Consider the following 17,960-nt stretch of genomic DNA (forward strand, 5'->3'; position numbering starts at 1 on the left):
CTCACGGAACTCCGGATCGAACTTCCGTCGCTTCTCCGCCATGACTCCCAACTTCCCCTGCAGTCACGGTCTTCACGCTACGAGGGGAGGGACACTTCGCCTGCAACAAGCGGGCGCCGGGAAGTGGCTGTTCCGCGCTGGAGGGTCGCAACCGCTGGCACGCGATCCTCGGGGGCAGCGACCACTGCATCGCCGTCCACCCGTCCGACCTCGCGGTCGCCTTGCGCGCACTGGACGCCACCCTTCACACCCTCGGTCCGGACGGTGGGCGGACCATCACCATGGCCGACTTCCACCGGACGCCGGATGACACTCCCCACATCGAGAACGCCCTGCGACACGGCGAGCTCATCACCGCGGTCGACGTGCCGTTGCCGACCCCGGACAGCCGTCAGCGCTACCTGAAGGTCCGCGACCGCGCCACCTTCGAGTTCGCGGTCGTGTCCGTCGCCGCCGTGCTGCGTATGAACGGACGCACCGTCGAGAAGGCCAGCCTCGCCTTCGGCGGCATCGCCACCCGTCCCTGGCGCTCCTCGGAGGCTGAAGCCGCCTTGCGGGGCCGGGCGCTGACCGGGCGGAGCATCGCCGCGGCCGGACGCGCTCTGGTCCGGGGCGCACAGCCGCGAGAGGACAACGCGTTCAAGGTCGAGCTGGTGCAGCGCGCACTGCAGGACGCACTCGGCCGTTTCCTTGGAGGTTCCCGATGAGCACCGATGTCGTCGGCCGCCCGCTGTCCCGCGTCGAGTCCCAGCTGAAGGTGACAGGCGCAGCCGAGTACACGGCCGATGTGAGGCTACCCCGTCTGGCCCACGCGTTCATGGCGATGAGCACCATCGCCCGCGGCCGGGTCACCCGGATCGACACCCGGGCCGCCGAAGCGGCGCGCGGCGTGATCGCTGTCTACACCCACGAGACCATGCCGCGTCTGTCGCAGCCCACTTACCGAACGTTCTTCAAGACGTTCATTCCCCTGCAGACTCCGCAGATTCATCACGCGGGCCAGCCCGTCGCCTTCGTGGTCGCGCAGACCCTGGAACAGGCGCAGCGGGCTGCGGAACTGATCGAGATCGACTACGAGGAACCGGGCGCACCCGAGGGCGAACTGGCCGAGGGCGAGGTGATCCAGCCACCCACCGGGCCGGACGGACCCAACACCTTCCGACGCGGCGACACAGCGGCCGGCATGGCCCAGGCGGACATCCGGATCAAGGCTGAGTACACGATCCCCATGCACCACCACAACCCCATCGAGCCCCACGCCACCACGGCCGCGTGGGAAGGCCCGAAGGTGACGGTGTACGAGACCACGCAGGGGGTGGACGGCACCCGGCAAGTCGTCAGCCAGGCCCTGGGGGTCCCCCTCGCCGACGTCCGGATCATCTCCCGCTTCCTCGGCGGCGGCTTCGGCACCAAAGGCCCCATCTGGCCGCACACCATCCTGACCTGTGCCGCCGCCCGCGCACTGGGCCGACCGGTCAAGCTCGTGCTGTCCCGCGCGCACATGTACACCTCCAACGGCCACCGCGCCCAGACGCATCAGACCATCGAGCTCGGCGCCCGCCGCGACGGCCGTATCACCGCGCTGAACCACGTCATCACCCAGCAGGTCACCCGCAACGACGTCGCGCTGTTCAACAGCAGCGAGCCGATCCGCATGCTGTATGACATCCCCCACCTGTCCAACGAACAGCACGCCGTACGCCTGGATCTGCCCACCCAGAGCTTCATGCGCTCTCCGGAGGCGTGCGCCGGCCACGCCCAGGAAGCGGGGCTCGACGAACTCGCGTATGCCCTGGACATGGACCCGGTCGAGCTGCGGGTACGCAACTGGAGTGCGCGGAACATGGAGAACGGCGAGGAGTGGGGCAGCAACCACCTCCGCGAGTGCTACCGCCGCGCCGCGTCGATGTTCGGCTGGTCCCGGCGCGATCCGCGCCCCCGCTCGATGCGCGACGGCGGTGAACTCGTCGGCTGGGGCATGGCCACGTCCGCGCACACCGCGGGCGGCAGGCCCGGTGCCGGGGCCCGTATGACGCTGGGCACCGACGGCAAGGTGCTCATCCAGGTCGGCACCCAGGACAACGGCACCGGCACGTACACCATCATGACGCAGATCGCCGGAGAAGTGCTCGGCGTACCCGTCTCCGACGTGACCTTCGAACTCGGCGACAGTGCCTTCCCCTTCAGCTTCGCCTCCGGCGCCTCCACCACCGCGCCCGGCGTCGGCAGCGCCGTCAACCGCGTGTGCACCGCCGCACGCGGGGCCGTCATCGACCTGGCCGTGGCCCAGCCCGGCTCCCCGCTGCGCGGTGTCCCCGCCGAGCGCGTGGACACCGCCGACGGCCATCTCTTCGACACCACCGACCCGCGCGCCCGGGTGAGCTATCGCTCGGTGGTCGGCCACGGCGGCAAGCCCTTGACCTTCCAGGTCGAACCCGTCAACACTCCCCTCGGCTACTCGACCGGCGCCGTCTTCGTCGAAGTGCGCGTCGACCCGCTGCTCGGCCGGGTCCGGGTGACCCGCGTGGCCGGCTGCTACGACCCAGGCACCGTCCTCAACCGCAAGACGGCTCGCAGTCAGGTCCTGGGCGGCGTGATCTGGGGCATCGGTTTCACGCTCTTCGAGCACACCCTCGTCGATCCCGCGACGGCGCGGATCGTCAATCCGAACCTCTCCGGCTACCTGATACCGGTCAACGCCGATGTCCCCGACATCCAGGTGCAGTTCATCGACGAGCCCGACCCGGCCAGCAACGCCCTCGGCGCCCGCGGCTTCGGCGAGACCCCCATGACCGGGGTCACCGCCGCCATCGCCAACGCGGTCTTCCACGCCACGGGCAAGCGCGTGCGCGACCTTCCCCTCACCCAGGACAAGCTGCTGTGACCGGCCACGACGGAGTCTGGGACGCACTGTACGAGGCGTGGTCCTCCGGCGAGACCTCCGGACTGGCGACTGTGGTGCGCACCTTCGGCTCTGCCCCGCGCCCGACCGGGTCAGCCATGGTGCTCACCCCTCAGGGGCGGGTCGTGGGGTCCGTGTCCGGCGGCTGCGTCGAGAGCGACGTACTCGAACGGGCCCGTGAGGCCATCCTCAACGGCAGCCCCCAACACGTGACTTACGGAATCAGCGACGACGACGCTGTTGCCGTCGGCCTCACCTGTGGCGGCACGCTGGAGATCCTCGTCGAACCCGTCGACATCCACACCTTCCCCGAGCTTGTCGACGTGATGGAATCCGTGCGGGCCGACATCCCCACAGCCGTCGCCACCGTGGTGAACCATCCGCGTCCGGAGGCCGTCGGCACACATGTGGTCCTGCACGCCGACGACCACTACGGCAGCCTGCGCCCACCGCACATCCCACCGGACCTGACGGACAACGCACGAGCCCTGCTGCGACGCGGTGACAGCGCACTGTTGAGCTACGACACCGAGAGCATCCGCGTCTTCGTACGCTCCCTCGCGCCGCCTCCGCGCATGTTGCTGTTCGGCGCCGGAGACTTCGCCTCAGCCCTCGCGTCGATCGGCCGGACACTGGGATACCGGGTCACGGTGTGCGATGCCCGCCAGGTCTTCACCACAGCCGAGCGCTTTCCGGACGCCGACGAAGTGGTCGTGGCCCGGCCCGACCAGTACCTGGCCGGCGAGGCCGCGGCCGGGCGGGTGGACGCGCGGACCGTGGTCGTGTCCTTCAGCCACGACCCCAAGTTCGACCTCCCTCTGCTGAAGACCGCGCTCGGGCTGGATGTCGAGTACGTGGGGGCGCTGGGTTCGCGTCGCACTCATCAGCGGCGCACCGCGGCCCTGTGCCGGGCCGGCGTCACCTCGCTCGCTCTGGCGCGGTTGTCCTCCCCCGTAGGGCTCGACCTCGGCGGGCATTCCGCCGGGGAGACGGCCGTCTCCATCGCTGCCGAGATCATCGCCAACCGGCACGGTGGCCAGGGAGTGCGCTTGTCCGACCGCGACGGGCCGGTCCACGCGATGCGGGCGGCGAGGAGGCAGCCACCCCCGGCCCCACTGGCTGCAACCGGTCCCAGCCGCAGTGACCCAGATCACTGAATTGCCCACGCATCGGTGTCGTTCGACCTGCAACCCCGAGGGGCTTGAGGCGTCTGTCGAAATGGATGCGCCTCCAGCACAGGGCCTCCGCATGGCAAGCCATCCATGACGGACGCCCAGCCCAGCAAGTCGAAACCGATGATTCGAGGACCAAAAAATGTCAGTACGTCACGCCGCCGCCCGCAGTTCCCGCCCGGGCCGGGTCCGCGCCGCACTGGGCGTCTCCGTCATGGGCGCCGCGCTGGCCCTCGGCGGAGCCTTCACGGCCCACGCCGACACCACCGGGCCGGATGTCCCCGAAGCCGAGAAGGCTCACTCCGCCACCCCCGCGAAGTCCACCTCCACCGGGAAGCACGCCAAGCCCTACGTGTCCGGGTCCGAGACGCCCGCACTCACCTCCGAAACGGACGTCCCCAAGCAGGCCAAGCCCGCCCAGCCGGTACAGCAGCCCGCCCAGCCCCACGCGCCCGGGTCGGAGACCGACGTCCCGGCGGACGCCAAGCCCGCCCAGCCGGTGCAGCAGCCGGCGGCTCCGGCCCAGTGAGCTCTCCGGCACCATCGACTCGCTGACCGGCTCCAGCCCATCCGGCAACACCACGTGAACGCACGCTGCGGGGCCCCAGCCCCACAGCACGGTCTGTCCACCCGGCGCCCGGGTGGACAGACCCGTCCCGTATCGCCCAGGAGACACGTGAGCACAGCGACGATCCCCACCCCCGCACCACCGGTCACCTGGTGGCAGAGCCTCCGCGGGCTCGTACAGGGCGGACTCGCTCCGCGTTCACTGACGACTCGGAAGGACGGCTGGAGCAGGCCGTTCAAAGCCCTCTCCCCCGGCACGGCCGCAGCCGGGGACGAGCACGGCTTCAGCGAGCTCTACCACCACCGCCGGCTCACTCTGGTGCGACTGGCACTGCTCCTGGTGGACGACCTCCCCACAGCGGAGGACGTCGTGCAGGACGCGTTCACCGCCCTCCTGCACCGCCACGGCGACCGGCTCGAGAACCTGGACGACCCCGAGGCCTACCTGCGCACCAGTGTCGTCAACAAAGCACGCTCCGTCCTGCGTCGACGCCGCACGGCACGCGCCTACATCCCCGAGCGCGAACACCCCTGCCCCTCCGCCGACCACAGCGTGCTCCTCGCCGAAACACACAAGGAAGTGATCGACGCGTTGCGGCGCCTCACCAGTCGGCAACGCGAAGTCCTGGTTCTGCGCTACTGGTCAGACCTCACCGAAGCACAGATCGCCGACACCCTCGGCATCTCCCGCGGGACGGTCAAGTCAACCGCCAGCCGGGCCCTGGACGCCCTCGGCAGACAACTGCAGGAGACACCCCGATGACCACCCACTCCGCCCGGCCTGGCTGCCGTCCCTCCCGCTGCCAACACCTTGCAGAGCCCCGGCGATGAGCCCCGGCCAGATCCCCCACGAGGCGATCGAACAGCGACTGCGCGAGGCCCTCAGCGCCCGGGCCGACACCGTCGAAGCGGGACACCTGCGGCCTGCCCTCCTTCCCACCGAGCCCAGGCGGTGGCCCCTGCCCCTTCGCCGGACCGCCGTCGCACTGCTGGGACTGGCCGCGGTTGCCGCCTGCGCCTTGTTCGCGGTCACGAACGACACTTCGGATCGCCCGGCCCCTCCAGCCGGCACTCCCCCGCATTCAGTGAACACACCCACGCCCCCGGCCCCCGCCTCCCCCGCCAAACCGGTTACGCCACCCGAAGGAGCCGGAACCAGGGAAGCACCTGACCCGGCGTCCCCGGCCACCACCACAGGACGATGACCCCGCCTTTCGAAGCCGTCGTCCTCATCGCGACCGTGCATGAGTGCAGGACCTCTGGTGCAGTCCGGAGTTCTGAAGTCCACAGATGCGCACCGACGCCGAGTGGCAGCGCATTCGGCCGTTGCTTCCGGTGTCCTGCCGGAATACCAGCTCAGGAACTATTCACTCGGCGAGCGACCTGAGCGTGATCGGAGTGGAAGCCTTGCCTTGGGGTGTGCGGTGGCCACCTCTGCTTGCCGCGCCCCTGACTGCGGCGGCCGCAACGACGTCACCCGGCCGACCTCACTCCTCCGCGCCGTGCCGCCGGTGCCAGTGCCGGGCAGGCGTGGCCAGCTTCGACGCCGTCCGGATGTGATGCCGACCGAACGCGGCTCGGCAGGCACCGAGCACGGCCCCGGCCTGGCTACTCAGCGCCGCGTCGTGGAGCAGCCGTTCGCCCACCTGTAGTGGTTCCGCCGGCTGCGGATCCACTGGGAGATACGTGTCGACATGCGACGCCTGCGGGAGTTGCTTGAGGGGCACTGAGTGAGACCGCGTGCAGGACGTTCGCATCAGGGGGTGAAGGCGACAGATGCCGCAAGATCCTTTTGCCTTTCGAGTGCGGTGAGACGTTCGGTGAGTGCGGCGTGGATGGCGTGATAGGTGTCGGAACCGAGAGCGAGGCGCAAAGGCGGGTTCGGGCGGCGGGTGCTGTCGTAGATGGCGGCGGCGAGCTTGGCCGGGTCGCCGGTGAAGACGCTGTCGTCGGCGGTCTGAAGGTAGCGCCGCGTCCGGCCGACGGCGTTGTCGTGATAGGGGGTTGTTTCGTCGGTGTAGTGCAGGGCGGAAGCGAAGCCGGTGCGAGTGGCGCCGGGTTCGACCAGGGTGAGGTGAATGCCGAAGTCGCGGACTTCGCGGCTGACGCTCTCGGTGAAGCCCTCCAGTCCCCACTTGCCCGCGTGGTAGGAACTGTGGGTGGGGGTGCCGATCTGGCCGCCCATGCTGGAGATCTGGATGACCCGGCCTCCTCCCTGCTCGCGCATCGGTTTCAGGAAGGCCCGGGTGATCAGCATCGGGGCGAGCAGCAGGACCTCGATCTGATCGCGGATCTGCTCGACGGTCATCTCCTCGGCGGCGCCCACCACTGCGTATCCGGCGTTGTTGACCACGATGTCCACTGGCCCGGACTGGAGAGTCCTGCTGACCACCTTGTCGATGTCGGCCGACCGGGTCAGGTCGAGGATCTCGATGTTCAACCGGTCGCCGTACGTCTCACGCAGGTCCTCCAGGGCTGCGGAAGAGCGGATCGTGGCCGTGACACGGTCACCGCACCGGAGGGCGTGTTCGGTGAGTCGGCGGCCCAGGCCGCCGGAGGCTCCGGTGACGAACCAGTGGCGTACGGCCTTGTCGGAGGGAGTGGGCATGAGAGCCTCCTGGAAGTAGAGTGATACCGGAATCTATTCCGGTTACGAGTTAAGCGGAACGGATTCCGGAATGCAATCGGAGCCAGGCACCTTAAGGAACCCGCATGCCCGCCACCCCCCGCCGGACCAGGAGCGATGCGCTGCAGAATCGGGAACGCCTGTTGGTGGTCGCGGCCCGGGTCTTCGCGGAGCAAGGGCTGGACACCGCGCCAGCCGCTATCGCCAAGCAGGCGGGCGTCGGGGTAGGTACGCTCTATCGCCACTTCCCGACTCGAGAGGCCCTCATCGACGCCGCCTACCGGCACCAACTCACCGGCGTGTGCGAGAAGGCAACCGATCTCCTCACCCGACATCCGGCCGCCGAGGCCACCCGAATGTGGATGGAACACTTCGTCGACTACGCCACGGCCAAGAGCGGCATGTCCGCAGCACTCAATGCGGTCATCGCCTCCGGAGTCGACCCATACGCCGACAGCCGCACACTCCTCACGGGCGCCGTCGCCTCCCTCCTCGAGGCAGGCGCCCGGGACGGCAGCCTGCGAACCGACGTCACCTCCGACGACGTCCTACTCCTCATGGGCGGCATCGCCTACTCCGTGCAACACAGCACCGAAGAGCAGACCCGTCGCCTCATCGACCTCCTGATGGACGCGCTGACCAAGGACTCGACCGCGAGCTGAAACCAAGCTGCCGGACCCGTGCGTCGAACACGACGCAAGTGTCCCTCCGCCGCGGGGACGGCGGGAGGCCGGCGCCGGGCGACCGGCGTCGCCGGCCCTCAGCAACTGCGCACATCACAGCATGCCGTCCCGTTGCTCACAGTGAGGGGAAGCCGCACCAAGGCGCCGAGAGGCGACAGATCGTTCGAGCCGGCCGATCACGGACGGACAGACGCAGGAGATCCGGACGGTCGACGTCTCGGGTCCGAGCCGCAACAACGACGGCGTGACGCACACGGTGCGTGGGGTGAGTATCGGGGTGGGGTGTGCCGGATGGCCGACGACGAGGACCTGGTGCGCCGAGTCGTCGCCAACCTCCCGGACAACGCGTGCCTCCACAACATCGCCCAGGGATCGGCGCATGTGACAGTACGCGCCGCAACTGAGCCCGCCTCCGGCACGGACCCGCCTGCCGTCGTACTGGTGTCGAGGGCCGACATCAGATTCAGGCATCCGGGTCCGCTCCGGGACCGGCCTCTTCGAACCGGCGACCGTGGCCATGTCTCGGGCTCGTCCCGCTCCGGGATACACGCCCGCCGACAGGCCGAATCACTCCGAGTCGCGATTCGCCACCCCGAGTGCGATGTCGCGATGTGCGTCGTGTTCGGCGAGCCGGGCGACGAGCGATGCCCGTACGTCCTCGTAGGTGTCGGACCCGAGGGGCAGGCGCAGCGGCGTGTCTCCGGAGTCGACGAGGTCGATCATGGCCTGCGCGATCTTGTGCGGGTCGTTCGGCAGGGGGAAGTCGCCCGATGCGATGGCGCGCCGCACCTCACCTGCCGGGGTGTTCTCGTACTCCGGCATCACGGGTGCGGTGTCGAGAGCACCGGCGAATCCGGTCCGCGTGGCGCCGGGTTCGACGATGGTCAGGCCGATGCCGAACGGGGCGATCTCGCGAGCCACCGTCTCGCAGAAGCCTTCGATTCCCCACTTCGACGCGTGGTAGTAGCTGAAGTTCGGGTAGGTGGTCTGGCCGCCGGCGGTCGACACCTGCACGATGCGTCCGTGCCCCTGCGCACGCAGATGCGGTAGGGCTGCGCGGATGACGTGGATCGACCCGAGGAGGTTGGTGTTGATCACACGCTGGATCTGCTCGTCAGTGGCCTCTTCCACGGAGGCGAAGACGCCGTAACCGGCGTTGTTGACGACCGCGTCGATCGTGCCGAGCGCCTTGAAGGAATCCGCCACGACTTGGTGGACCTGCTCGGTATCAGTGACGTCGAGCCGGGCCGACCAGAGGCGCTCACCATATCGAGCACGCAGATCATCCAGCGCCTCAGGCCGGCGTGCGGTCGCGGCGACCCGGTCACCGCGGGCCAGCAGCCTCTCGGTGAGCAGACGCCCGAAACCTGAAGAAGTGCCGGTGATGAACCATGTGGTTGACATGGTGCTCCTTTCATCAATGACAGCGACGTTAGGAGTTGAAGTCGACTTGAGGGCTGGGTTCGCCGGGGCTGCTGCGGTGGCGCTTGGGGGATACGGGACCGCTGGACGGTCTCAGGGGGCGATGCCCACGCCGTCGATGCGGCTCCACGCCTGTTCCCGCGCGGCGGACATGGCGGGCCAGTGGAAGCCGCCGGGCCGGGGACGGACTTGGGAGGCGAACGGCGCGGGTCGGTACGCCGGATCGTAGAAGCAGCCGCCGCCGTAGGCGGTGTCGAACGCGCCGCACGCACGCGCGATCGAGGTGGGGGAGGGCTTCCGGCCGGTGCGCGACCATGTGTCCAGTGCCGCCAGGGAGTTGGCGTACTCGGCAGTGCTGAGGGCGCTGTGCTCGCTCTCCCTCGTGAAGGTCTGGACGAGGTTCTCGCTTCGGCCGGCGGCCTGGACCGTGGCGCGGTAGGCCGCCTCGTGCTCGACGAAGACCTGTGGGTCGTCGATTGCGTGCAGCGTGAGGACCGGGAGTGCGATCCGTCCCGTGAGGTCGCTGTCGTAGGAGAGGTCGCGGCGTGCGGTGGGGTCGGCCGAGAAGCGTGCGACGCCCGCGTTGAGTGCCTTGTCGTCGTGCGAACCGTCGTAGCGGACCCCACGGTTGCTGAAGGGGTTCCGGCCGTCGAGCCGGTGGGACACGATGTCCTGGAGGAGGAAGGCCGCGTACTGCATGTTCGTGGCCAGTGAGTGTTCCGGGATGCGGGTGACGGCCAGGATGTCGTCGAGGTCGCGCTGCTGCTCCGCGGTCCGGTCGGCCGGTTCCGAGTCGATGCCGGTGCACTCCTGGAGTCGGCCGTGGACCTCTTCCGGCGTCATCCTGGAGTCCGCGGGCAGCCCTTGCCACAGCGGGTACTGCGCCTCGGTGGGACGGGGCAGGTTGCGGCAGTAGTACTGGTAGACCGTCCGCAGGTCCACGCGCGTGTCGTAGCCGCGCGAACCGCCGGCCAGGAAGCCGTTGGTCAGCAGGACCCCGTCGTAGGCGCCACGCCTCCCGCCGTAGGTCTCGGTGACCTTGGCCGCGACGTTGCCGCCCCAGGACTGGCCATGGAGGTAGGTGCGGTCGGGGCGGCCGAAGTGGCTGACGAACAGGCGGCGTACGTTCTCCGTGTCGGCCGCGGCCATCCTGACCCCGTAGCCACCGCGCCGGTACGAGGAGCCCGCCCAGGCATAGCCCTCGTCGACCATCACCGCCCAGCGTTGCAGGTCCTCGGTGGTGGTGGACTCGTCGTAGGAGAAGTCGGGACCGCCGTGGGCGTGGACGACGAGGGAGCCGTTCCAGTGTTCGGGGACGGCCATGGTGTAGTAGGCGCCGTTGGCGTCCCGGCCGGTGTAACAGTCGGCCTTCTCCTCCAAGTGGCCCGGGCAGGTGGTGGCGTTGGGGCGCGTGGCGTCCGCCGGGGCGGCCGGTGCGGTGCCGAGCGTGCCGACGACCGCGGCCGCGAGCAGTGCCGTCAACGTCGCCAAACGGCGTAAGCGGGTCCGGAGACGGGTACCGGGTTCGGGCACGACAGGGGTGATCAAGGACTGCTCCTTCAGGTGCTTGTGGGGGTGCGCTGGTGAACGACCGTGTCGGGCAGGCGCGTTCGGGGTCAGGTCGCGGGCACGGGCAGAACGGCCAGCGGCACATGGTGCTGACCGGAGTGGATGTCACGGTCGTGCAGCGACGCCTGGCTGACGGTACGCGGGAAGGAGATCTTGACGACGTTCAGCGACGGAATGCGGAACATCTGCACGTCGGCCTCGTCGAGTCCGTAGAGCCGGGCGACCGTGCCCTCGTTGAGGAACGTCTCGTCGGCGGCGATGCGATAGCCGTCCGCGTCACGCATGAACAGCTCCATGGTGACCCAGAAGGGCCCGGCGTTCTTGGACCGGACCTCGTACGCCAGGTCTCCCAGAGTGGTGGGGGTGGTCTCAGCCATGGTGGGAGGCCTCCTCGATCTCGGTGCGGAACATGTCGGTGGGGGTGAGGGTGTCGACGACGTGGTGGAGCACGAACTCGTACGCCGGGCCGCGCTCGACCTCGGCCGGTGAGGTGGCGAACGCGAGGCTCGGCAGGTAGTCCATGTCGGCCGTCGGCAGGTGAAGCATCAAGGGGTTGGCGATCTTCGCGACGGCGGTGGCGGTGCTCTGGTCCGGTGCGTTGACGAGGAGCATGACTCCCACCTCACGAGGCGGACCCGCTGCCGGATCGAGATCCCCGAGGATGGCGTTGTGACCGTAGAGGCGCAGGTCGAAGGCGTATTTGTCCTCGCTCAGGCCGATCGTCTGCGCCACCCGCTGCCTGATCATCGTGCGCATGAGATCGGCCCAGTCGTCGATGTTTTCGAGGATGTGCGGATCCCGGATCGCGCTGAAGGACATCGTCTCGTAGCCGGTGATCCGGGCGCCTTCGAGCTTGATGGTGTGCTGGTCGGCGACATGGAACCGGGAGCGTTCGACCCGCACGGTGCGGTCGTCCAAGGCGGTGTAGGCGGCCTCACGGACGTCCAGGGTGCCGTCCGGCTCGCGCATCTGGAACGGGTTCACCGTCTCGTAGAGCATGTGGGCGGCGACCAGGATCGGTGTGCAGGCGACCGTGGGATCGAGCGGCTCGATGGTGAAGCCGTCGGCGTCGATGGTGGCCAGCACCCCGCCCGCGCGGGGATCGCTGGTGCACTGCCCGCCGCACTCGATGATCTTGGCAGCGTGCCAGGTCGGCCCGGCCGGCATTCCCTTCATCAGCGGGTAGGCGGCGGCAATGGCGGTATCTGTGGCGCGCCCGGCGAGCACGACCTGTGCACCGGCCTGGAGCGCGGCGACGATCGGCTCGTGCCCCATGGCGCCCACGATGTGCGTGCAGCTCTGTAACGTCTCCGGCTCCAGTTCGCCCAGCGGCGGCAGGGCATGGATCCGGCCCTCGTCCAGGCGCTTCAGGAGCGCGCCGGTGTCCTGCTCGCTGTAGATGCGCGCCACCCGTAGCCGAAGTCCCTCGGCGGCCAGGATGTCGGCGACGATGCCGGCGACCCAGTCGACACCGGCGTCGGTTCCGCTGGTGCCGCACGAGCCCACGATCAGCGGGATGCCGGCGCCTGCCGCTGCCTTGAGCAGGACCCTCAGGTCACGGGCGACCGCCGCACGGGTGGTCTTGGGCTGTGACGCGCCGAGGTAGTAGGGGCCGGAGTCGGTGCTGCCCCCGTCGACGGAGATGACATCGGCGCCGAGCGCCAGACCTCGCTCGATCGTGGCCTCGGGAAAGCCGGCTCCGAGCATGCCGGTCGGTGCCAGGACCTTGACCTGGTCACGCCGTTCGTTGTCCATGTTCCTCTTTCTTGTCGGTGCCGGGCACGTGGCGGGCGGGTGTCACCCGTCGGCCCGGGCAGTGGGGGTGCGCGGCAGTAGGTGGGTGTTCACCGCGAACCGGGGGCGGCCCTCGAGGGCGGCCACCACCTCGGCCGCCCCTTCGAGGCCGGCGGCGGCGCGGGCTTCGGCGGTCTGGCCCGCGAGGTGGGAGAAGACGACGATTCCCTCGACGTCCCGCAGCGGGCTGTCGGCCGGGAGCGGCTCCTCGCTCACCACGTCGAGAGCGGCCGCGGCGATCTCGCCGGTGCGCACGGCGTCGGCAAGGGCCCGTTCGTCGACGACGGCGCCCCGCGCGGTGTTGACCAGCACCGCCGTCGGCTTCATCCGCCGGAAGGCTGAGGCGTCGAGGAGACCTCGGGTGCGGTTCGTCAGCGCGGTGTGCACCGATACGTAGTCGGATGCCGCCAGCAGCTCGGGCAGCGCGACGAACCGCACCGACGGGTCCGGCCGTTCGTTCTCCGGTACACCGGTCGTGCAGAGCACCTCCATGCCGAAGGCCCGCGCCAGCGGCACCACGGCGCGCGCTGCTGCCCCGTACCCGATCAGGCCGAGCGTCGAGCCGCGCAGCTCGTGACCGTCCTCCCTCGGCCACCGGCCGGCCGCGACACCCGCCGCGCTCTGCACCAGCCGCCGCGCGGCCGCCAGCAGCAGTCCGAGGGTGTACTCGGCCACGGCGTTCGCGTTGATTCCCGGCAGGTTGCTCACCGTGATGCCGAGCTTGCCCGCGGCGGCGATGTCGATGGAGTCGTAGCCGACGCCGGTGCGCACGATGGCGCGCAGGCGGGGTGCTGCGGAGAGGACCTGGACGGTCAGGGGCTCATGGGCGACGAGCGCCGCGTCGATCCCGTCGAGGGCGGCGACGAGTTGCTCGGGCCCGCGGCGGCCGATGAGCGGGGCGTGGACCGTCGTGTGGCCGTGCGCCCGAAGGTAGTGGTCGACCTCGTCGTCGGGCCGCAGGTAGTCCGTGGTGATCAGGATGCGGGGCACGGTTCCTCGTCTCTGGCTGCGCCGGGCGCCGGGTTCGCGCCGAGCTGCGGGGATGGGCTGATTACTTCGCTGGGGTCAGGGCGGTGCGCCGCTGCAGCACACTGATCCTGGCCACGACGACGATCGACAGCGTGGCGACGATGGCGATGTCGATGAGCATGAGGGGCCAGCCGGTGATGTCGACCATCGCGCCGACCACCGCCGGGCCCACGAAGCCGCCGCCGGCCCAGCCGACGGTGTACATCCCGGCGTAGGTTCCGAAGACGCGTGCCGAGGGGGCGAGATTCCACAGGACGACCACCGCGTTGACCAGGAAGCAGGCCGCGCCGGCGGCCGCGAGGCACAGGGCCACGGTGGCCCCCGTCGGAGTCCGGATGAGCGTCCCCAGCACCATGGAACCGGCGAAGATCGACATGCCCACGGCCATGACCCGGAGCCGTCCGTAACGCTCGGCGAGCACGGCTGCCGGGTAGGCCGCCAGGATGAAGGCGATGCCGCTGGGGAGCGTGAGACCGCCGGCGGCTCCCCGTGACATGTCCAGGGTTTCCATCCCGTAGGGCGTGATCAGTGAGCGGGAGGCGGCCCAGGCACTGCCGAAGAGGAAAATCGTGAGGAGCAGCAGGAGCCGGCTGCGATCGGTGTCCTTGAGGATCTCGGTGAAGGTGTCGCGGACCCGTGGCCCGGCGCGCTCGGCACCGTGCTTCTCCTCGCTCTCGGCCACTGCCGCCTGGTAGGCCGGGGAGCGGCTGTCGCGCACGGTGGCCGCGAGCACCCCGATCGAGATCAGCATGATGATCGAGGGGATCGCGAACGCGAGGCTCAGATGGTTGTCGACCAGGAAGATGCTGATGAGCGCGGCGACGATGGCTGTGATGCTCGAAGCGATCTTGACCGCGGCGTTGGCTCGGCTCCGTCGCTCGGGTGCGATGAAGTCCGGTACCAGCGCCTCGGCGATCGGCTTGAAGGTGTTGGCGACGAGCGCGTACGAGAACAGCACCGCGATCAGGAGCGGCAAGGACGCCGCGCTGTGCGGGATGAGGAGGAACAGCGCGGCGGAGATCGGCATGCCGACCACCAGGTAGGGCATCCGCCGTCCCCAGGAGGTCCTCGTGCGGTCGGACCGGTTGCCGATCCACGGCTGGATGAAGATGCCGAGCAGGTTGTCCATGCCCATCAGCAGGCCCACGACGCCCGCGCTGGTGAGGTGCTCCCGCAGCAGGGGTGGAACCTGGGATTCGTAGAAGTTCCAGGTCGACTCCTGTGCGAAGACCGCGAGAGCGACCAGGAACGTGATGCGCCGTGTACGTGTGCGGTGCCCTGCTGACACCGTCGTCATAGGGGGCGTCCCTTCGCGCCGCCACCATGCTGGGCAGCTACTGGATGGGTTCGGTGTGGGCGTGGGGGCTGGGAGACATCCGCCCTCTTCGGGACGAGCGGGGGGACCGTGGCCAGGCCCGGCCGACCTCGACCACGAGGGCCAGGTCCTGGGTGACCCGGATCCGGCAGTCGGGCCCGAAGGAGCAGGACGATTCGCGTTCCTCGAAGATCGCCGGGCCGGCCAGTTCGGTTCCCGGGGTGAGCGCGTAGCGGTTCCAGACGGGGTGTGGGGCGACCTGGAGGCGCAGGCCGCGGCGCACGCCGTGTGCCGCCGGCGCGCCCAGGAGCGAAGGCGGGGATGCCCGCCCGCGACTCGGCCATCGTGCGGCCCGCTCGGTCCATCAGGACGACGGTGTGGTCCTTCGACTCCCGGATGATCGTGGAGAAGGCCGTGCGCAGCATCGTGGAGGCCGCCTCGTCGGTGGCGGCGGCCGGCCGGTCCCAGCGCACCTCGAAGCCGACCGGGTGGGAGACAGGTCTGATCATGACGCCGAGCTCCCCTCTTCGACCGCGCGACCGGCCCCGTCACCGGCCGCCGCTCCTCCGCCGTGGCCGGCGAGCGGCCTCGCGGCGATCCGGGCCGCGATGGCCTCTCCCAGTCCCGCCGTGGTCCCCGGGCCCCCCAGGTCGGGGGTGACCACATCGGGCCGCTCGTCCAGGACGCTCTCTATCGCGGCCACGACGTGCGTGGCCGCCTCGTGCTCGCCGAGGTGGGCGAGCATCATGGCGCCGCTCCAGATCTGCCCGACGGGGTTGGCCACACCGAGACCTGCGATGTCCGGCGCCGACCCGTGCACCGGCTCGAAGAGGCTGGGGAAGGAGCGGTCGGGGTTGATGTTGGCACTGGGGGCGATGCCGATCGTTCCGGTACAGGCCGGGCCCAGGTCCGAGAGGATGTCACCGAACAGGTTGCTGGCGACGACCACGTCGTACCGGTCGGGCTGCAGGACGAACTTCGCGGTCAGGATGTCGATGTGGTCCTTGTCGGCTGTGACGTCGGGGTACCGGGCGGCCATCTCGGTCGCGCGCTCGTCCCAGTAGGGCATGGAGATCGAGATCCCGTTGCTCTTCGTCGCCCAGGTCAGGTGCTTGCCCGGGCGGGACGAGGCGAGTTCGAAGGCATAGCGCAGGACACGGTCGACGCCGGTCCGCGTCATGACCGTTTCCTGGACCACCGTCTCGCGATCGGTGCCCTCGAAGATCCGGCCGCCGATGCTGGAGTACTCGCCCTCGGTGTTCTCCCGCACGACGTAGAAGTCGATGTCGCCCGGCTGGTGGTCGCGCAGCGGACTGCGTACCCCGCGCAGCAGCCGGACGGGGCGCAGGTTGACGTACTGGTCGAAGCCCCGCCGCATCTGGAGCAGGCTGCCCCACAGCGACACGTGGTCCGGGACCACCTCCGGCCATCCGACCGCGCCGAAGAAGATCGCGTCGAACGCACCGAGTACGTCCCGCCAGTTCTCGGGCAGCATCGTGCCGTGCTTCAGCCAGTAGTCGGCGCTGGCGAAGTCGAACTCGGTGACGTCGAGTTCGAAGCCGTGCACCTCGGCAGCGGCCCGTAGGCACCTCAGACCCTCCGGGACGACCTCGCGGCCGATCCCGTCACCCGGAATCACTGCGATGCGATAGCTCTGCGGCACGGAGGCACTCCCCAGTTGATGTGGTCGATGCGCAAGTCCGGTACTGAGCACTCTGTTTGGAGGCGTTCCGCGACGGCGCTGCTGGGTCCTACCTTGGCCAGCGGCGACAGGCGTTACAAGCCCGTAACCGGCAAGGTACGTTTTCCCCCATGGAAAGCTCTCGGCGTTCCGGCCGCCCTTGGTCCAGGAGCCGTTTAGTCGTGGACGACCTGGAGTTCTTCCACGTGGTGGCGTCGAGCCAGACGCTGACTGCCGCGTCGCGGGAACTCGGTTGCTCCCTGCCCGTCGTCAGCAAACGCCTCAGCGCGCTGGAGCGCCGCCTGGATGTCCGGCTCGTTCAGCGCGGCGCCCGCCGGCTCGTGCTGACCTCGGAAGGCGAGCTGTACGCGGCGCGCGTCGAGGCGATCCTCGACCAGGTACGCGAACTCGAGGACACGATCACCGACAGAGCCGGGGGGTTGCGCGGGTCGCTGGTCGTCGAAGCCACCCTGGGTCTCGGTCGCGCGCATATCGCGCCGCTGCTCGGCGAGTTCGCCGCGGCCCATCCGGACCTGCACGTCCGGATGCAGACGTCCGCGCTTCCACTGCGGCCCCACCAGCGCGAGTTCGACGTGGCCGTCCACGTCGGCATGCCGCCCGACTCCTCGCTGCGCATGCGGCGTCTGGCCAGGAACCGGCGCGTGCCCTGCGCGTCGCCGTCCTACCTCGCCGAGCACGGCACCCCGGCCGACATCGAGGACCTGGCCCACCACAACTGCATCGTGCTGCGGGAGAACGAGAGCGATTTCGCGCTCTGGCGCTTCGGGGACGCGGACCGTCCCCGGCATGTGCGGGTGCACGGCAGCCTGTCCAGCAATGACGGTGACGTGGTGACCGGCTGGGCACTGGAGGGCCGAGGTGTGATCATGCGCTCCGAGTGGCACGTCAGGCCGCATCTGGAGCGGGGCGAGCTCGTCCGGGTCCTGCCGCACCTGTCGACACCGGCTGCCGACATCTACGCCCTCCTGGAGGAGGACGGGCACGTCCCGCGACGTGTCAGCGCCCTCATCGACTACCTCGCCGCACGGCTCCCGCTCCGGCTGGAACATGCGCAGGGCCGGCCCGCCGACCCGCGGAGCGCCGGCTAGCTTGATCTTTAACGTCCGGTGTCGAATGGTGTGCCGAACTTGATCACCTGGTCCGGTAACCGCCGTACACGGAAGCGGCCTTCGGCTGAAC

The 17,960-nt window shown here is 69.5% G+C and carries 16 protein-coding genes and 1 pseudogene; 7 read left to right on the forward strand and 10 right to left on the reverse strand.

Translation table 11 applies throughout. The features are described 5' to 3' along the window. Positions 1-164 precede the first annotated feature (164 nt). The 5 genes from ACWD26_RS43555 (at position 165) to ACWD26_RS43575 (ending at position 5,404) form a co-directional block, all read left to right on the forward strand. Positions 165-707, forward strand: coding sequence for an FAD binding domain-containing protein (locus ACWD26_RS43555; RefSeq protein WP_451279270.1), 543 nt, complete (start codon positions 165-167; stop codon positions 705-707). Beyond that, entirely contained in the window at positions 704-2,884 is a 2,181-nt protein-coding gene (locus ACWD26_RS43560) for a xanthine dehydrogenase family protein molybdopterin-binding subunit (RefSeq protein WP_451279244.1), read from the forward strand. The genes ACWD26_RS43555 and ACWD26_RS43560 overlap by 4 nt, the downstream gene beginning before the upstream one ends. Then, positions 2,881-4,059: an XdhC family protein gene (locus tag ACWD26_RS43565; RefSeq protein ID WP_451279246.1), complete on the forward strand. Its 1,179-nt coding sequence runs from the start codon at positions 2,881-2,883 to the stop codon at positions 4,057-4,059. The genes ACWD26_RS43560 and ACWD26_RS43565 overlap by 4 nt, the downstream gene beginning before the upstream one ends. A 157-nt stretch (positions 4,060-4,216) precedes the next feature. Then, complete coding sequence (locus tag ACWD26_RS43570) at positions 4,217-4,603, forward strand: hypothetical protein (RefSeq protein WP_451279248.1); 387 nt, start codon at positions 4,217-4,219, stop codon at positions 4,601-4,603. 240 nt (positions 4,604-4,843) lie between these two features. Next, entirely contained in the window at positions 4,844-5,404 is a 561-nt protein-coding gene (locus ACWD26_RS43575) for a SigE family RNA polymerase sigma factor (protein ID WP_451279272.1), read from the forward strand. A gap of 993 nt (positions 5,405-6,397) precedes the next feature. On the opposite strand, the gene ACWD26_RS43580 is transcribed toward ACWD26_RS43575, so the two are convergent. Further along, on the reverse strand, positions 6,398-7,249 hold the full coding sequence (locus ACWD26_RS43580; protein WP_451279250.1) for an SDR family oxidoreductase: 852 nt from the start codon (positions 7,247-7,249) through the stop codon (positions 6,398-6,400). 104 nt (positions 7,250-7,353) lie between these two features. Between ACWD26_RS43580 and ACWD26_RS43585 the strand changes: the two genes are divergently transcribed. Next, on the forward strand, positions 7,354-7,929 hold the full coding sequence (locus ACWD26_RS43585) for a TetR/AcrR family transcriptional regulator (protein ID WP_451279252.1): 576 nt from the start codon (positions 7,354-7,356) through the stop codon (positions 7,927-7,929). A 588-nt stretch (positions 7,930-8,517) separates the two neighbouring features. Here ACWD26_RS43585 and ACWD26_RS43590 read toward each other — a convergent pair. The 9 genes and pseudogenes from ACWD26_RS43590 to ACWD26_RS43630 all read right to left on the reverse strand — a co-directional run bounded on the left by ACWD26_RS43590 (position 8,518) and on the right by ACWD26_RS43630 (position 16,742). Beyond that, positions 8,518-9,354 carry an SDR family oxidoreductase gene (locus ACWD26_RS43590; protein ID WP_451279254.1) on the reverse strand — a complete coding sequence of 279 codons (837 nt, stop codon included), beginning with the start codon at positions 9,352-9,354 and terminating at the stop codon, positions 8,518-8,520. A gap of 111 nt (positions 9,355-9,465) precedes the next feature. Then, entirely contained in the window at positions 9,466-10,920 is a 1,455-nt protein-coding gene (locus ACWD26_RS43595) for a DUF6351 family protein (RefSeq protein WP_451279256.1), read from the reverse strand. Positions 10,921-10,988: 68 nt separating this feature from the next. Further along, entirely contained in the window at positions 10,989-11,318 is a 330-nt protein-coding gene (locus ACWD26_RS43600; protein ID WP_451279258.1) for a DUF4387 domain-containing protein, read from the reverse strand. Next, complete coding sequence (locus tag ACWD26_RS43605; protein ID WP_451279260.1) at positions 11,311-12,696, reverse strand: acyclic terpene utilization AtuA family protein; 1,386 nt, start codon at positions 12,694-12,696, stop codon at positions 11,311-11,313. The genes ACWD26_RS43600 and ACWD26_RS43605 overlap by 8 nt, the downstream gene beginning before the upstream one ends. 42 nt (positions 12,697-12,738) lie before the next feature. Continuing rightward, the gene (locus ACWD26_RS43610; RefSeq protein WP_451279262.1) at positions 12,739-13,725 is read right to left on the reverse strand and encodes a phosphoglycerate dehydrogenase; all 987 of its coding nucleotides are present in this window, start codon (positions 13,723-13,725) and stop codon (positions 12,739-12,741) included. Positions 13,726-13,786: 61 nt separating this feature from the next. Next, positions 13,787-15,061 (reverse strand): MFS transporter, encoded by a 1,275-nt coding sequence (locus ACWD26_RS43615; RefSeq protein ID WP_451279264.1) that lies wholly within the window; start codon positions 15,059-15,061, stop codon positions 13,787-13,789. A 37-nt stretch (positions 15,062-15,098) separates the two neighbouring features. Next, on the reverse strand, positions 15,099-15,362 hold the full coding sequence (locus tag ACWD26_RS43620; RefSeq protein ID WP_451279274.1) for a hypothetical protein: 264 nt from the start codon (positions 15,360-15,362) through the stop codon (positions 15,099-15,101). Positions 15,363-15,402: 40 nt separating this feature from the next. Further along, positions 15,403-15,588, reverse strand: a pseudogene (locus ACWD26_RS43625) (hydantoinase B/oxoprolinase family protein); the annotation flags it as partial. After that, positions 15,585-16,742 carry a tartrate dehydrogenase gene (locus tag ACWD26_RS43630; protein ID WP_451279266.1) on the reverse strand — a complete coding sequence of 386 codons (1,158 nt, stop codon included), beginning with the start codon at positions 16,740-16,742 and terminating at the stop codon, positions 15,585-15,587. The pseudogene ACWD26_RS43625 and the gene ACWD26_RS43630, both read right to left, overlap by 4 nt. Positions 16,743-16,942: 200 nt before the next feature. On the opposite strand from ACWD26_RS43630, the gene ACWD26_RS43635 reads away from it, so the two are divergent. Next, the gene (locus tag ACWD26_RS43635) at positions 16,943-17,869 is read left to right on the forward strand and encodes a LysR family transcriptional regulator (protein WP_451279268.1); all 927 of its coding nucleotides are present in this window, start codon (positions 16,943-16,945) and stop codon (positions 17,867-17,869) included. The last annotated feature ends 91 nt before the right edge of the window (positions 17,870-17,960 follow it).

Source organism: Streptomyces sp. NPDC002787, from assembly GCF_053592095.1.

What these genes read in the sequence shown, in the direction of transcription:
- ACWD26_RS43605 (WP_451279260.1), bottom strand. Translation starts at nt 12,696, where the DNA reads ATGGACAACGAACGGCGTGACCAGGTCAAGGTCCTGGCACCGACCGGC.
- ACWD26_RS43600 (WP_451279258.1), bottom strand. Translation starts at nt 11,318, where the DNA reads ATGGCTGAGACCACCCCCACCACTCTGGGAGACCTGGCGTACGAGGTC.
- ACWD26_RS43590 (WP_451279254.1), bottom strand. Translation starts at nt 9,354, where the DNA reads ATGTCAACCACATGGTTCATCACCGGCACTTCTTCAGGTTTCGGGCGT.
- ACWD26_RS43580 (WP_451279250.1), bottom strand. Translation starts at nt 7,249, where the DNA reads ATGCCCACTCCCTCCGACAAGGCCGTACGCCACTGGTTCGTCACCGGA.
- ACWD26_RS43560 (WP_451279244.1), top strand. Translation starts at nt 704, where the DNA reads ATGAGCACCGATGTCGTCGGCCGCCCGCTGTCCCGCGTCGAGTCCCAG.
- ACWD26_RS43570 (WP_451279248.1), top strand. Translation starts at nt 4,217, where the DNA reads ATGTCAGTACGTCACGCCGCCGCCCGCAGTTCCCGCCCGGGCCGGGTC.
- ACWD26_RS43615 (WP_451279264.1), bottom strand. Translation starts at nt 15,061, where the DNA reads ATGACGACGGTGTCAGCAGGGCACCGCACACGTACACGGCGCATCACG.
- ACWD26_RS43585 (WP_451279252.1), top strand. Translation starts at nt 7,354, where the DNA reads ATGCCCGCCACCCCCCGCCGGACCAGGAGCGATGCGCTGCAGAATCGG.